Annotated in this window: 14 protein-coding genes; 10 read left to right on the plus strand and 4 right to left on the minus strand. The window is 67.5% G+C overall.

Going from position 1 to position 15490, the window contains the following annotated elements; genetic code table 11:
* Window positions 1-77 precede the first annotated feature (77 nt).
* On the minus strand, window positions 78-404 hold the full coding sequence (trxA, locus tag AB4Z32_RS26190; protein WP_036236119.1) for a thioredoxin TrxA: 327 nt from the start codon (window positions 402-404) through the stop codon (window positions 78-80).
* Between the two features lie 320 nt (window positions 405-724).
* A complete protein-coding gene (gene hutC / locus AB4Z32_RS26195; RefSeq protein ID WP_442124778.1) occupies window positions 725-1444 on the minus strand; it encodes a histidine utilization repressor in 720 nt (239 codons plus the stop codon).
* 150 nt (window positions 1445-1594) lie between these two features.
* On the opposite strand from hutC, the gene ada reads away from it, so the two are divergent.
* Window positions 1595-2653 carry a bifunctional DNA-binding transcriptional regulator/O6-methylguanine-DNA methyltransferase Ada gene (ada, locus tag AB4Z32_RS26200; protein WP_442124779.1) on the plus strand — a complete coding sequence of 353 codons (1059 nt, stop codon included), beginning with the start codon at window positions 1595-1597 and terminating at the stop codon, window positions 2651-2653.
* Complete coding sequence (locus AB4Z32_RS26205; RefSeq protein ID WP_442124780.1) at window positions 2650-3339, plus strand: 2OG-Fe(II) oxygenase; 690 nt, start codon at window positions 2650-2652, stop codon at window positions 3337-3339. Before ada ends, AB4Z32_RS26205 begins: the two co-directional genes overlap by 4 nt.
* Window positions 3340-3408: 69 nt before the next feature.
* Here the strand turns inward: AB4Z32_RS26205 and AB4Z32_RS26210 are convergent, their stop codons facing one another.
* Complete coding sequence (locus tag AB4Z32_RS26210; RefSeq protein ID WP_442124781.1) at window positions 3409-4104, minus strand: transposase; 696 nt, start codon at window positions 4102-4104, stop codon at window positions 3409-3411.
* Window positions 4105-4303: 199 nt separating this feature from the next.
* Between AB4Z32_RS26210 and AB4Z32_RS26215 the strand changes: the two genes are divergently transcribed.
* The 8 genes from AB4Z32_RS26215 (at window position 4304) to AB4Z32_RS26250 (ending at window position 14894) form a co-directional block, all read left to right on the plus strand.
* Window positions 4304-5974: an amidohydrolase gene (locus AB4Z32_RS26215; RefSeq protein WP_442124782.1), complete on the plus strand. Its 1671-nt coding sequence runs from the start codon at window positions 4304-4306 to the stop codon at window positions 5972-5974.
* A gap of 64 nt (window positions 5975-6038) precedes the next feature.
* The gene (hutU, locus tag AB4Z32_RS26220; protein WP_442124783.1) at window positions 6039-7745 is read left to right on the plus strand and encodes a urocanate hydratase; all 1707 of its coding nucleotides are present in this window, start codon (window positions 6039-6041) and stop codon (window positions 7743-7745) included.
* Between the two features lie 16 nt (window positions 7746-7761).
* Window positions 7762-9324, plus strand: coding sequence for a histidine ammonia-lyase (gene hutH / locus AB4Z32_RS26225; RefSeq protein ID WP_442124784.1), 1563 nt, complete (start codon window positions 7762-7764; stop codon window positions 9322-9324).
* A gap of 16 nt (window positions 9325-9340) precedes the next feature.
* Window positions 9341-10129, plus strand: a complete 789-nt coding sequence (gene hutG, locus AB4Z32_RS26230; RefSeq protein ID WP_442124785.1) for an N-formylglutamate deformylase — start codon at window positions 9341-9343, stop codon at window positions 10127-10129.
* Window positions 10126-11496 (plus strand): formimidoylglutamate deiminase, encoded by a 1371-nt coding sequence (locus tag AB4Z32_RS26235; protein ID WP_442124786.1) that lies wholly within the window; start codon window positions 10126-10128, stop codon window positions 11494-11496. The genes hutG and AB4Z32_RS26235 overlap by 4 nt, the downstream gene beginning before the upstream one ends.
* A complete protein-coding gene (locus AB4Z32_RS26240; protein ID WP_442124787.1) occupies window positions 11493-12110 on the plus strand; it encodes a HutD/Ves family protein in 618 nt (205 codons plus the stop codon). The genes AB4Z32_RS26235 and AB4Z32_RS26240 overlap by 4 nt, the downstream gene beginning before the upstream one ends.
* Window positions 12103-13335, plus strand: a complete 1233-nt coding sequence (hutI, locus tag AB4Z32_RS26245; protein ID WP_442124790.1) for an imidazolonepropionase — start codon at window positions 12103-12105, stop codon at window positions 13333-13335. The genes AB4Z32_RS26240 and hutI overlap by 8 nt, the downstream gene beginning before the upstream one ends.
* 59 nt (window positions 13336-13394) lie before the next feature.
* On the plus strand, window positions 13395-14894 hold the full coding sequence (locus tag AB4Z32_RS26250; RefSeq protein WP_442124788.1) for a glycine betaine ABC transporter substrate-binding protein: 1500 nt from the start codon (window positions 13395-13397) through the stop codon (window positions 14892-14894).
* Here AB4Z32_RS26250 and AB4Z32_RS26255 read toward each other — a convergent pair.
* A complete protein-coding gene (locus AB4Z32_RS26255) occupies window positions 14889-15068 on the minus strand; it encodes a hypothetical protein (protein ID WP_442124789.1) in 180 nt (59 codons plus the stop codon). The two genes, AB4Z32_RS26250 and AB4Z32_RS26255, sit on opposite strands and share 6 nt — an antisense overlap.
* Window positions 15069-15490: the final 422 nt, after the last annotated feature.

The following is a 15490-nucleotide window of genomic DNA, read 5'->3' on the forward strand; positions in this document are numbered from 1 at the left end:
AAAGAGAAGCATCGGAGTCGATGGCCTTCCCGGACCGGAATGGCGGCAGTGCGGGCGCGCTGCCGCCGGCTATGGTATCAGATGTTGCTATCGATGAAAGCAGTCAGTTGGCCTTTTGCCATTGCGCCGACCTTCTGGGCCGCCGCCACGCCATTCTTGAACAGGATCAGGGTCGGGATGCCACGGATGCCGAACTTGGCCGGCACGGCCTGGTTCGCATCGACGTCCATCTTCGCGATCAGGAGCTTGCCGTCATATTCCTTAGCGACTTCTTCGAGGATCGGGGCGATCATCTTGCAGGGGCCGCACCACTCGGCCCAGAAGTCGACCAGGACCGGGCGCTCGGACTTCAGCACGTCGGTTTCGAAAGATGCATCGCTAATGTGTTTGATGTTTTCGCTCATGTTTTCCTCAGTGAGAGGTAGGTCAATTAACGCCTGAACGCACAATGGTGGAGACACTGTGTGCAATATTCAATAGTGGAAGTGCTGCAAGGAGGTGTCAGGCGGGGGTTAGCTGAAATAATAACCGATTTTCCTGAAACGTGTTCGCAAGCTTTGTACAAAATCTTAACACGTTGTGGCGCACTGCAAGCGCGCCACAGTTTTAGCCCTTGCCAGGCTGGCGGACGGCGGATCGACCTGAACCTATTATTGCCGACGATGTCGCCGTCTGTACATGGGGCCGGCGGAATTATTTTGCGGCGTGGTACAAGCGGCAAGCTTCAGGTGACGCTGCCGGTAAACTTGTACAGCTGGCCCGGATGCCACATGGTCGCCACCGTCGCCACCCGGCCCTGCGACGTGGTGCGGCGCCGCAGCACCAGGCAGGCGCTGCCGGCGTCGACGTCCAGCATCTCGGCCACCTCGCGCGGCGCCGGCAGCGCTTCGATGCTGTAGGTCGCATCCTGCAGGGGCGCGGCCACCATCAGGTGTTCGTTCGGGGTGACGCGCGTATAGTCCTGGTCCAGGTAGGCGGGGGCGCAGGCCGGGTTGACCCAGCGGTCCTCGATCTGGATCGGCTGGCCGTTCTCGTGGTGCACGATCACGGAGTGGAACAGCGGCGTACCCGGTTCCAGTTCGAACTGCAGGGCCAGCGCCTCGCCGGCGGGCGCCTGCTCCAGCAGCAGCGGGCGGCTGGTGTGGGCGTGTCCGCGGGCGCGCACCTCGTCGGCGATGTTGCGGATCTCGACCAGCGTGGCCTGGTATTTTTGCGGCGCGACGAAGGTGCCCGCGCCCTGGCGCCGGGTCAGTACCTGTTCGGCGGTCAGCTCGCGCACCGCGCGGTTGACGGTCATGCGCGAGACGCCGAACTGGCGCACCAGCGCCTGCTCGGACGGCACCAGGTCGCCTTCCTTCCAGCGGCCGGAGGCGATCTCGCCCATCAGGTAATCCTTGATGCGCTGAAAAATGGGGGTGGCGTCTTGCGCGAACTGTTCGTCCAAACTACTCTCCGGGATTCAGGTGTGTCTTGTGCCGCTTGCCGAGTGACGCCACATTCTAGCACTGCGATTTGAAAGCAAGACCCGGGATGACGCCGCCTTGGCCATGCCGATACGATGATGGCATTCGACTCGTGGAGCATGGAGATTATCATGGACAAACTGGCTTTCGACACCGACGCGGAGCGCTGGGCCGCGGTGCAGCAGCGCGCGCGCGAAGCCGACGGCATCTTCTATTACTCGGTGCGCAGCACCGGCGTCTACTGCCTGCCGTCCTGCCCGTCGCGCCCCGCCAAGCGCGCCAACGTCGCCTTTCACGCCACCCGTGAAGCCGCCGAAGCGGCCGGCTTCCGGCCCTGCCTGCGCTGCAAGCCGGACCAGCCGCCGCTGGCCGAGCGCCAGGCGCAGGCGGTGGCGCAGGCCTGCCGCCTGATCGACGCCGCGGAAGACGAACCTGACCTGGCCAGCCTGGCCGAGGCCAGCGGCATGAGCCGCTTTCACTTTCACCGCGTGTTCAAGGCGCATACCGGGATCACGCCGAAGGCCTATGCGGCGGCGCGCCGCGCCGAACGACTCAAACGCGGACTGGCGCAGGCCGCCACCGCGACCGAGGCGGCGTATGACGCAGGCTTCAATTCGAGCGGCCGCTTCTACGCGGCCACGCCCGGCGTGCTGGGCATGACCCCGGGCCGCTGGCGTGCGGGCGGCGGCGGGGAGCGGATCCGCTTCGCCGTGGCGCAATGCTCGCTGGGAGCGCTGCTGGTTGCCGCCACCGGCAAGGGCATCTGCTCGATCCTGCTGGGCGACGATCCGGATGTGCTGGTGCGCGACCTGCAGGACCGTTTCCCGAAGGCCGAACTGATCGGCGCCGAAGCGGCATTCGAAGCGACGGTGGCGCAGGTGGTGGCGTTCGTCGAAGCGCCGCGCATCGGCCTCGACCTGCCGCTGGACCTGCGCGGCACCGCCTTCCAGCAGCGCGTCTGGCAGGCACTGCGCGCGATCCCGGCCGGCCGCACGGTGGGCTATGCCGAACTGGCCGCGCAACTCGGCATGCCGCAGGGAGCGCGCGCCGTGGCCGGGGCCTGCGCCGCGAATCCGGTGGCGATCGCCGTTCCCTGCCATCGCGTGGTGCGCAACGACGGATCGATTTCCGGCTATCGCTGGGGTGTGGAGCGCAAGCGTGCGCTGCTCGAACGGGAGAGCAGTGAATGAAGGATATCGATTGGGACCGTGCCGGCGCCGAGCTGGACGCCTATGGCTGCGCGGTACTGCCGGCGCTGCTGGATGCCGGCCAGTGCGCCGCCTACGCGGCGGCTTACGCGCAGCCGGACATGTTCCGCAGCCGGGTCGTGATGGAGCGCCACGGCTTCGGACGCGGCGAGTACCAGTATTTCTCGTACCCGTTGCCGCCCGACCTGGCGGCGCTGCGCGGCGCGCTGTATCCGCCGCTGGCGCGCATCGCCAACCGCTGGCAGGCGGCGCTCGGGCTGGACGGGCGCTATCCGCTGGAGCACGTACGCTATCTGGAGCGCTGCCGCGCCGCCGGTCAGGCCAGGCCGACCCCATTGCTGCTGCAGTACGGCCCCGGCGACTACAACTGCCTGCACCAGGACCTGTACGGCGAGCACGTGTTCCCGCTGCAGGTGGCGGTGCTGCTCTCGCGTCCGGGCGAGGATTTCAGCGGCGGCGAATTCGTCCTCACCGAACATCGCCCGCGCATGCAGTCGCGCGCCGAGGTCGTACCGCTGGCCCATGGCGATGCCGTCGTGTTCCCGGTCCACACCCGCCCAGTCAGCGGCACCCGCGGCCTCTACCGCGTCAACATGCGCCACGGCATCAGCCGCATCCGCAGCGGCCACCGCCACACCCTCGGCATCATCTTCCACGACGCCGCCTGACCTTCGGGGTCAGAAATTCGGGGTCAGAGCACTTTTCGGCACAAATTCGGGGTCAGAGCACTTTTTCGATCAAGTGCCTGACCTCACTTTCGGCCGCCCGCGCACGCCGATGCCGCCGGGACGGCCGATTTTCCGGGCGATGTCATCGACAAAATCCTGCGCCCCGAGCACCGCATTGGCCTTGCCGGCCTGCCGGATCTGGGCCAGCAGATGTTCAGGCATCGCTTCCCTGAACAGGTCGCGGTAGGCGGCGCGCCGTTCTCCTTCATGCATGCCGAGGCCCGTGTAGATCAGGTGCGGCGTGACCAGATTGTCTTCCGCGCCGAGCGCATTGGCCCGATAGCTCGACCACCGGTAGTGCGCCGGATCGCCGGCCATGCCCGCCCGCACCGGATTCAGCTCGATATAGCGCTGGCAGACCAGCAGGTAGCGTTCATCCTCGACCAGGCACGAGCGGAACCTGCCTTCCCACAAGGTACCGGTACGCGCATGCCGCCGGTTGAAATACTGGACATAGTGCTGGCCGAGGCGCCGCATGAGCACGCTTGGCCCGGTCTTGCTTCCCGATGACAGCAACAGGTGCACGTGATTGGTCATCAGGACATAGGCATGCACCTGGCATGCGGACTCGGCGGCGTATTGCCGGGCAAGGGTGAGATAGACGAGGTAATCGGCCTCGCAGCTGAAGCAGGAAGTGCGATTGTTCCCGCGCTGGATGATGTGGAGCGGTACCGCGGGCAGTACCAGGCGTGGTCGTCGTGCCATGGGATCGTGGGTGCATGAGAAGGCATGACCATATCGAAGCAGGGCGGATGGGGAATGATGAATCTCAATTGCGCGCGGGTCCTTGCCGCAAAAAGTGCTCTGACCCCGAATTTAGAGAAAAAAGTGCTCTGACCCCGAATTTGACCCTTGCGTGTTTTTCTATACACTCTGTTTCTTTATAAGAATGGAGAGCCCGACGATGCGCCTGAAACCTCTGCAGTCCGCCCTGTTCGTCCTGATGGCCGGCGGTGCCATGGCCGCGGCCCATGCCGATACCGTGATCGACAATGCCAACGGCTATACGCTCAACGCCAAGGGGGATGTCATCCAGTTCGCATCGATGGCCTTCGACGACAACGGCAGGATCATCGCGGTCGGCAGCGCGGGCGAGGTGGCGGCCAGGGCGCCGAATGCGAAGCACGTCGACCTGCAGGGCCGCACCGTGCTGCCCGGCCTGATCGATGCGCACGGCCACGTGTTCGGCCTGGGCGCGATGCTGACCCAGCTCGACCTGTCGACTTCCACCTCGCTGGACGGCGCCCTGAAATCCATCGCCGACTATGCGCGCGCCAATCCGCAGCAGGCCTGGGTGCGCGGGCGCGGCTGGAACCAGGAGATCTGGAAGCTGGGCCGCTTCCCGACCGCGAAGGAACTCGACGGCGCCGTAGCGGACCGTCCGGTGTGGCTGGAGCGCGTCGACGGCCACGCGGGCTGGGCCAACAGCCGCGTGCTGGCGCTGGCCGGCATCACGAATGCCACGCCGGATCCGGTCGGTGGCAAGATCGTGCGCGACGAGAAGGGTGTCGCCACCGGCGTGCTGATCGATGCCGCCCAGGCCCTGGTGACGAAAGTCCTGCCGCAGGAGACCGAGCAGGAAGGCCGCATCATGCTCGACCGCGCCCTCGAGAACATGGCCAGCGTCGGCCTGACCAGCGTGCACGACGCCGGCATCACGGCCGGCGAAGACAGGCTGTACCGCGACTACGCGGACCACGGCAAGCTGACCGCCCGCATCTACGCCATGATCGGCGGCACCGGTCCGGATTTTGACCAGTTGGCAAAAAATGGCCCGCTCCCCAGCTATGGCAAGGACATGTACGCGCTGGCCGCGGTCAAGCTGTATGCGGACGGCGCCCTGGGCAGCCGCGGCGCGGCCCTGTTGGCGCCCTACAGCGACGATCCGCATTCGCACGGCCTGCTGTTCCACACGAATAAGGAAATCGACGCGATGATCACCAAGGCCATCAAGAAGGGCTACCAGGTGAACGTGCACGCGATCGGCGACGCCGGCAACAAGCAGATCCTCGACACCTTCGCGAAGGAGATTCCGGCGAATAAAGCGCTGGACAAGCGCCACCGCATCGAGCATGCCCAGGTCGTGACCCTGAGCGACATTCCGCGTTTCAAGAGCATCGGCATCATCCCGTCGATGCAGCCGACCCACGCGACCTCGGACAAGAACATGGCCGAGACCCGCATCGGTGCCGAGCGCATGAAGGGCGCCTACGCCTGGCGCAGCTTCCTGCAGCAGGGCTCGCGCATCGCCTGCGGTTCCGACTTCCCGGTCGAGGCGCCGAACCCCTTCTTCGGCATCCACGCCGCCGTCACCCGCCAGGACAAGCACGGCCAGCCGATCGCCGGCTGGTATCCGGAGCAGGAGATGTCGCTGAAGGAAGCCTTCCGCTGCTTCACGCTGGACGCGGCCTACGCCGGCCACCAGGAAAAGACCCTGGGCTCGCTCGAAGCCGGTAAATACGCCGACTTCATCGTGATCGACCGCGACCTGTTCAAGATTTCGCCTTACGACATCTACAAGATCGGCGTGCTGGAAACCTGGGTAGCGGGACGCCAGGTCTATCAAAAGAAGTGAAAAGAGGGGCTTGACTAGGTTGTATAGACAACCTAGACTTTCTTGACATTCTAAGGAGCCTGCCATGACCAACGCTTCGCCGATGCAAGACCCCCGGTTCGATCCCACCCGCGACATCCGCGCCCCGCGCGGCAGCCAGCTCTCGTGCAAGAGCTGGCTGACCGAAGCGGCCTACCGCATGTTGCAGAACAACCTGGATGCCGAGGTGGCGGAGAACCCGCAGCACCTCGTCGTCTACGGCGGCATCGGCCGCGCCGCGCGCGACTGGGCCTGCTACGACCAGATCCTCGCCTCGCTGCGCGAACTCGAGGACGACCAGACCCTGCTCATCCAGTCCGGCAAACCGGTCGGCGTGTTCCAGACCCATCCCGACGCGCCGCGCGTCCTGCTCGCGAACTCCAACCTGGTGCCGAAATGGGCCAACTGGGAGCACTTCAACGAGCTCGATCGCAAGGGCCTGTTCATGTACGGCCAGATGACGGCCGGCAGCTGGATCTACATCGGCACCCAGGGCATCGTGCAGGGGACTTATGAAACCTTTGCCGAAGCCGGCCGTCAGCACTTCGGCGGCGACATGAGCGGCCGCTGGGTCCTCACCGCCGGCCTGGGCGGCATGGGCGGCGCCCAGCCGCTGGCCGCCACCTTCGCCGGCGCGGTCTCGCTGACGGTGGAGTGCCAGCAGAGCAGCATCGACTTCCGCCTGCGCACCCGCTACCTGGACAAGCAGGCGTTCAGCATCGACGAAGCCCTGCAGATGATCCGCGAGCACAAGCAAAACAAGGACGCGATCTCCATCGGCCTGCTCGGCAACGCCGCCGACGTGCTGCCGGAGCTGGTGCGCCGTGCAAAGGAAACCGGCCTGGTGCCCGACCTGGTCACCGACCAGACCTCGGCCCACGACCTGATCAACGGCTACCTGCCGCGCGGCTGGACCGTCGAGCAGTGGAAAGCGGCCCAGCAGGACCCGGGCCAGCACGCCCAACTGAAGAAGGCCGCAGCGGAATCCGCAGCCGCCCACGTGCAGGCCATCCTCGACTTCCAGGCGATGGGCGCCAAGGCCGTCGACTACGGCAACAACATCCGCCAGGTCGCCTTCGACGAAGGCGTCAAGAATGCCTTCGACTTCCCCGGCTTCGTGCCGGCCTATATCCGCCCGCAGTTCTGCGAAGGCCGCGGCCCCTTCCGCTGGGTGGCCCTGTCGGGCGACCCGGAAGACATCTACAAGACCGACGCCAAGATCAAGGAGCTGTTCCCGCAGCATGCGCGCGTGCACCGCTGGCTCGACATGGCGCGCGAACGCATCGCCTTCCAGGGCCTGCCGGCGCGCATCTGCTGGCTGGGCCTCGGCGAACGCCACATCGCCGGCCTGGCCTTCAACGAGATGGTGCGCAAGGGCGAGCTGAAGGCGCCGATCGTGATCGGCCGCGATCACCTCGACACCGGTTCCGTCGCCAGCCCGAACCGCGAAACGGAAGCCATGCGCGACGGCACCGACGCCGTCTCCGACTGGCCGCTGCTGAACGCCATGCTGAACACGGCCGGCGGCGCGACCTGGGTCTCGCTGCACCACGGCGGCGGGGTCGGCATGGGATACTCGCAGCATTCCGGCGTGGTCATCGTGGCCGACGGCACCGAAGCCGCCGACAAGCGCCTGGCGCGCGTGCTGGTGAACGATTGCGCCTCCGGCGTGATGCGCCATGCCGACGCCGGCTATGAGCTCGCGATCGAAGCCGCCAAGCGCTTCGGCCTGAAACTCCCAATGATCAAATAAGCAGCACATGAGCACCATGAAACCAGCATCGAACCACCTGACCCTGCAGCCCGGCTCCCTCACCCTTGGCGAGCTGCGCGCCGTCTGGCAATCCGCCGGCAGCCTGTCGCTCGCTTCGGAAGCCTATGCCGCCATCGAAGCCTCGGCCGCCACCGTCCAGGCCATCGTCGCCAAGGGCGATCCGGCCTATGGCATCAACACCGGCTTCGGCATCCTGGCCAAGCGCCACATCCCGCAAGCCCAGCTCGAGCAGCTGCAGCAGAACCTGATCCTGTCGCACGCGGTCGGCACCGGCGAACTGCTGGCGGACCACATCGTGCGCCTCATCATGCTGACCAAGATCGGCAGCCTGGCGCGCGGCTTCTCGGGCGTGCGTCCGCTGATCGTCGATACCCTGATCGCCCTGTACAACGCCGGCATCATGCCCGCCATCCCGTGCCAGGGTTCGGTCGGCGCGTCCGGCGACCTGGCGCCGCTGGCCCACATGACCCTGGCGATGCTGGGCGTCGGCCAGGTGCGCATGAAGGGCGAGATCATGGATGCAAGCGCGGCCCTGCAAGCGGCCGGCATCGCGCCGGTGACGCTGGCGGCGAAGGAGGGCCTGGCCTTGATCAACGGCACCCAGGTCTCGACCGCGCTGGCCCTGCACGGCCTGTTCATGTCCGAGCGCCTGCTGGAAGCGGCGATGGTGAGCGGCGCGCTGTCGCTGGATGCCGCCCGCGGCAGCGACGCGCCCTTCGACCCGCGCGTGCATGCGGTGCGCGGCCAGCCGGGCCAGATCGCGGCGGCGAAGATTTATCGGGAACTGGTGGCGGGCAGCGCGATTCGCGCCTCCCACCTGGTCGGCGACGAACGCGTGCAGGATCCCTACAGCCTGCGCTGCCAGCCGCAGGTGATGGGCGCCGTGATGGACCTGATCGCCCAGGCCGGCCGCACGCTGCTGATCGAAGCGAATGCCGTCACCGATAACCCGTTGATCTTCCCGGACGCCGGCGACACCGGCGCGGGCATGATCGTTTCCGGCGGCAATTTCCACGCGGAACCTGTCGCCTTCGCGGCCGACACCCTGGCGCTGGCCATTGCCGAGATCGGCGCCCTGGCCGAGCGCCGCATCGCGCTGCTGATCGATTCCACGCTGTCCGGCCTGCCGCCTTTCCTGGTCAAGGAACCGGGCGTGAATTCCGGTTTCATGATCGCCCACGTGACCGCCGCGGCCCTGGCTTCGGAGAACAAGTCGCTGGCGCATCCGGCCAGCGTCGACAGCCTGCCGACCTCGGCCAACCAGGAAGACCACGTCAGCATGGCCACCTTCGCGGCGCGCCGTCTCGACCAGATGGCGCACAATACGGGTGTCATCGTCGGGATCGAACTGCTGGCCGCGGCGCAGGGCATCGAATTCCACCGTCCGCTGACCAGTTCAAGCCACCTGGAGCACGTGCACGCCCAGCTGCGCACGCGGGTGGCGGCCTTCGACGAAGACCGCTTCTTCGCGCCTGACATCGAGGCGGCGAAGCGGATGGTGATGGCGGGCGAGCTGTCCTCGCAGTGCCGCGAATTGTTCACCGCGCTGCATCCTTAAGCGACAAGGAGGGGTAATGGATTTCAGGTTCAAGGCGGGCACCCTGCCGCTGCTGGTATCGATGCCCCACGTGGGCACCGACATTCCCGACGAGCTGGCAGCAAGCCTGACGCCTTGCGCGGCGGCGCGCGCCGACACCGACTGGCACCTGACGGAGCTCTACGGCTTCGCCCAGGAGATGGGCGCCTCGGTGCTGTCGGCGCGCTGGTCGCGCTACCTGATCGACCTGAACCGTCCGCCGGAAAACACCAACCTCTACCCGGGCCAGGACACCACCGGCCTGTGCCCGGTCGACACCTTCGGGCGCGAGCGCCTGTACCGCGAAGGCATGGAGCCCGATGAGGCGGAGGTCCGGCGCCGCCTGGAGCAGTACTGGCGGCCCTACCACGACCAGCTGCGCGCGGAACTCGACCGCCTGCTGGCCGAGCATGGCAGGGTGGTGCTGTGGGACGCGCACTCGATCGCATCGGAGGTGCCGCGCTTCTTCGAGGGCCGCCTGCCGGACCTGAACTTCGGCACCGCCGACGGCAAGTCCTGCTCGCGGCAGCTGGAAGGCGCGATGATCAAGCTGGTGGACAGCCAGGACCGCTTTTCCTTCGTCTTCAACGGCCGCTTCAAGGGCGGCCACATCACGCGCTTCTACGGCAACCCGGCCGCCGGCGTGCACGCGATCCAGCTCGAGATGGCGCAGTGCCTGTACATGAACGAGAGCGCGCCCTTCGACTACCGTCCGGACCTGGCCGGCCGGATCCAGCCGCTGCTGCGCGAGCTGCTCGGCGCGGCCGTGGAGTGGGTGCGAACGTGAGCGCGAACCAGCTGTTTGCGCGCCACGCGCTGCTGCCCGGCGGCTGGCAGGACGACGTCCTGCTGGAATGGGACGATGCCGGCAATCTGACGTCGGTGCGGCCGGGGGCCGAGCCCGGCGCGCGGGTGGTCGATTACGTCCTGCCGGGGATGGTCAACCTGCACTCCCACGCCTTCCAGCGCGCCATGGCGGGCCTGGCCGAAAAGGCGGGCGATACCCAGGACAGCTTCTGGACCTGGCGCGAACTGATGTACCGCTTCGCCGGCCGCATCACGCCGGAACAGATGGAGGCGGTGGCCGCCCAGCTGCACGCCGAGTGCCTGCGCCATGGCTACACCTCGATCTGCGAATTCCACTACGTGCAGCGCGACCCGGACGGCGAGCTGTATGCGAATCCGGCCGAGACCGCGCTGCGCATCGCCCAGGCCGCGCGCCGCACCGGCATCGGGCTCACCATGCTGCCCGTGATGTACAGCTACGCCGGCTTCGGCGAGCAGCCCTTGACACCCGGACAGCGGCGCTTCCGCACCGATCCGGAACTGGTGCTGCGCATCGTCGAGGCCCTCGAAAAGCAGCGCGGCCCGCAGATCGAAGTGGGCGCGGCTCCGCATTCGCTGCGCGCCGCCTCGGCCGGCCAGCTGCGCGAGCTGGTCGCGGGCCTGCCTGCCTGCCGGCCGCTGCACATCCACATCGCCGAGCAGCAGCTAGAGGTCGAGCAGTGCATGGAGGCGCTGGGTGCGCGTCCGGTCGACTACCTGATGAACCAGGTCGAGGTCGACCAGCGCTGGTGCCTGGTGCACGCGACCCATTTGTCGGACCGCGAGACGGCCGCGCTGGCCGCCAGCGGCGCCGTGGCCGGCCTGTGTCCGACCACCGAGGGCAATCTCGGCGACGGCCTGTTCCCGCTGACGCCCTATATCGCCGCCGGCGGCGTGTTCGGCATCGGCAGCGACAGCCATGTGTCCCAGAGTCCGGTCGAAGAACTGCGCTGGCTCGAATACGGCCAGCGCCTGGTGCGCCAGCAGCGCAACGTGGCCGTCGACGGCGCCTGCCGCGACGTCGGCACCTATCTGTGGCAGCAGGCCCTGCGCGGCGGCGCCCGGGCCTCCGGGCGCGCCGTGGGCAGCCTGGAGGCGGGACGGCGCGCCGACCTGCTGGTGCTGGACAGCGCCCATCCGAACCTCGACGGCGTGGATGCCGGCGAGGTGCTGGGCCGCTTCCTGTTCTGCGGTAACGACAACCTGGTGCGCGACGTGCTGGCCGGCGGCCAATGGGTGGTGCGCGACGGCCGCCACGTCGACCAGGATGCGATCGCCCGGAATTACACGCAGGCCGTGCGCGCACTGCGCGAAAGGAGTCAGCCATGACGATGCTCATTCCCTATGCCGGCCTGAGCCCGGTGTCCTGGAAGAACGGCGGCGGCAGCACGACGCAGATCGCGGTCTTCCCGCCGGACGCCGGCTTCGAGGACTTCGACTGGCGCGTCAGCCTGGCGACGATCGCCGAGGATGGCGCCTTCTCCGAGTTTCCCGGCATCGAGCGGACCCTGGCCCTGGTCGACGGCCACGGCATGACGCTCGAGATCGACGAGCGGTCGGTGCTGCTGACCAGGGCCGACCCGGTGGCCGCCTTCGACGGCGAATCGCGCGTGGTCGCCAAGCTGAATCGCGGACCGAGCACGGATTTCAATGTGATGACCCGGATCGAGCGCTGCTACCACCGGTTCGGCCGGCGCGTGCTGAGCGGCGAATCGCGCTTCATCGCGCGCGCCCCCGTCACCGTGCTGTTCCTGGCCGAGGGCGACAGCCTGGAACTGTGCAGCGACCACCAGCGCATCAATATGGTGCGCTACGACGCCGTGCTGCTCGACCAGGGCACGACCTGGACCCTGCAGGCGGGGCAGGGCGTGATCTTCATCGCCGACATCCATTACTACGACAGCGAGGAAGACCTCGAGGAAGGCGATGGCCACTATGAGTGAGCGCGCTGCGCATGTCGATCTTCTGTTCGTCCACGCGCGCCTGGCTACCATGGCCGGCGGCTACGGCATCGTCGAGGACGGCGCGGTGGCGGTGCGCGATGGCCGCATCGCCTGGGTGGGACCGCGCAGCGAAGCCCCGGCCGCAGACCGCGAGCACGATTGCGGCGGCCTCTGGCTCACGCCCGGCCTGGTCGACTGCCACACCCACATCATCCACGCCGGCAACCGCAGCGACGAGTGGGAGGCGCGCCTGAACGGTGCCAGCTACGAAGACATCGCCCGCCAGGGCGGCGGCATCATGTCGACCGTGCGCGCAACCCGCGCGGCCAGTGACGACGAGCTGCTTCGCCAGAGCGCACCGCGCATCGAGGCCCTGCTGGCCGAGGGCGTGACCACGCTCGAGATCAAGTCCGGTTATGGGCTCGACCTGGCATCCGAAGCGAAGATGCTGCGCGCGGCGCGCCGGGTCGGCGAGCTGCTGCCGGTGGAGGTGGCCACCACCTTCCTCGGCGCGCATGCGCTGCCGCCGGAATTCGCCGGCCGCGCCGACGACTACATCGACGAGATCTGCGAGCGCATGCTGCCGGCGCTGGCGGACGAGGGCCTGGTCGACGCCGTCGACGCCTTCTGCGAACGGATCGGCTTTTCGCACGCGCAGACGGCGCGTGTGTTCGAGGCCGCGCGGCGGCGCCATCTGCCCGTGAAGCTGCATGCCGAACAGCTGTCCGACCAGGGCGGCGCGGCGCTGGTGGCGGAATACGGCGGCCTCTCGGCCGACCACCTGGAACACCTGTCGGCGCAAGGCGCGGCGGCGATGGCGCGCGCCGGCACGGTGGCGGTGCTGCTGCCTGGCGCCTACTACTTCCTGCGCGAGACCGTGATGCCGCCGCTGGCCCTGCTGCGCGAAGCGGGCGTGCCGCTGGCGGTGGCGACCGACTGCAATCCGGGCACCTCGCCCATGACCTCGCTGCTGCTGGCGATGAACATGGCCTGCACCCTGTGGCGCATGACGCCGCTGGAAGCCCTGCTGGGCGTGACCGCGAACGCGGCGCGCGCGCTGGGCCGCGGCGACATCGGCACCCTCGAGCCGGGCAAGCGCGCCGACTTCGCGCTGTGGGACATGGCCCGTCCGGCCGACCTGGCCTATGCGATCGGTGCGAATCCCTGCCGGGGCGTGGTGAATGCCGGTGTGCCGCGCGAGCCGCGGGTAAGCCTGTCTTTTTAATCACGGCTATCATGGCGTAGCCCGGCGGCTCATTCGCCGGCTTCACGACATGGAGGCGTATGCGCAGGTTTGCCTTGCTGGTGCTGGTGTGCTTGGTCTGCTGTGCGGCGTCGGCGGCGCCGCCGGCCGACCGGGTATTGAAGGTCGGTTCCAAGCGCTTCACCGAGTCCTATATCCTGGGCGAGATCCTGGCGCAGACGGCCGCGCCGGTGACGCGCGTCGAGCATCGCCAAGGCCTCGGCAATACCGCCATCGTCCTGAATGCGCTGCGTACCGGCGCCATCGACGTGTATCCGGAATACCTCGGCACGATCGACCTCGAAATCCTCAAGAATCCCAAACCGACTTCGCTGGAAGCCATGCGGCAAGCCCTGCGTCCGCTCGGCCTGGGCGTGGGCGTGCCGCTGGGCTTCTCGAACGGCTATGCGCTGGCCACGCGCGGCGACGCCGGCATCACGACCTTGGCCGAACTGGCATCGAAGCCGGCCTTCAGGCTGGGGCTGTCGCATGAATTCCTGGGCCGGGCCGACGGCTGGCCGGGGCTGGCCAGTTACTACGGCCTGCCGCAGCAGCCGCGCGGGATCGACCACGGCATCGCCTACGAAGCCCTGAAGCAGCACCAGGTCGACGTCATCGACATCTATTCGACGGACGCCAAGATCCGCCAGTACGGCCTGCGCGTGCTGGACGACGACAAGCACTACTTTCCGCGCTACGACGCGGTGCTGCTGTACCGGCTCGACCTGCCGCAGCGCTTTCCCCAGGCCTGGCGCGCCTTGCAGGGCCTGGAAGGGAGAATCGCCAGCGATGCGATGATCGCGATGAATGCCGAGGCCGAATTGGAGGGCAAGCCGTTCGCGGCGATCGCGCGCGGCTGGCTGGCCCGGGAGGGCGGCCAGCCGGCGGCACCCGCCGGGGCGCCGGCCCCGCGCGACGGCCTGCTGGCCAAGACCTTCGGCAACGGCTTTGCGCAACTGGCGCGCCAGCACCTGATACTGGTGCTGGCCGCGGTGCTGCTGGGCTGTGCGGCCGGGATACCGCTGGGCGTGCTGGCGGCGCTGGCGCCGCGCCTGCGCCAACCGGTGCTGGCGGTGGCGGGGACCTTGCAGACCGTGCCTTCGCTGGCCCTGCTGGCCATCCTGATCCCGCTGCTGGGGCGGATCGGCACCGTGCCGGCGCTGGTGGCCCTGTGTGCCTACGCCCTGCTGCCCATCGTGCGCAATACCTGTACCGGCCTGCTGCAAGTGCCCAGTGGCCTGCGCAACGCCGCGCTGGCGCTGGGCCTGACGCGCCGCCAGGCGCTGCTGAAGGTCGAGCTGCCGCTGGCGGCGCCGGTGATCCTGGCCGGCGTGAAGACCGCCGCCGTGATGAGCGTGGGGACGGCGACCATCGCCGCCTTCATCGGCGCCGGCGGCTTCGGCGAACGCATCACCACCGGGCTGGCACTGAACGACAACGACATGCTGCTGGCGGGCGCGATCCCCGCCGCGCTGCTGGCCTTGCTGACGCAGGCCGGGTTCGAGCTGGCCGAGCGCCTGCTGGCGCGCCGGCGTCTATAAGGATTGTAGTTTGGAGCGTGTAGCGGAAATCGCGCGGTGCAGGATGCGCTCTGCGTGGAAGTCGTTCTCGCGCTGCGCCGCGATGATGTGCAGGCTGCGCGTGTAATTGTCGAGCCGAGACCGCAGCCAGGCCCGGTAGATGATCCGCGTGATCGGTTTGACGCTCAGTTTCATGTCCGTGTCCTCGTCTGGAGGGCACATTGTCATGCAGCGCGGCTTATTGCATTTGTGATCACTCAATCGGGCGCGGCAGTGTCCTGTCAACCGGCGCAGGGCGCTTTTAAGCCTCAGTTAAGCCATCTTAACCGCGCGTTACCGACGTAAGCATTTGTAAGCGACCATTCCGCCCGGGCTGTCCGGGGCGTATATTGAAATCGTTGGATTCAAGTCTCCCCTCCCATCTAATTGGGTTCACCCACGGCGCCACACGGCCCCGTGGGTTTTTTCTTGGCGCTGTTCGCGCCAAGTGTGGAATCTTTTCTGCAAGCCTGCGGTCCAATGTCGACCTGAACCGTTGACGGAGGCAGCATGCAAGCACGGCAGTTCGAACAGTTCCTGCAACGCCTGTCCTCTCTAACGCGGCGCCAGCGCGACCG

This window comes from Massilia sp. 2TAF26 (genome assembly GCF_052115005.1).
Classification (GTDB): Bacteria; Pseudomonadota; Gammaproteobacteria; order Burkholderiales; family Burkholderiaceae_D; genus Telluria.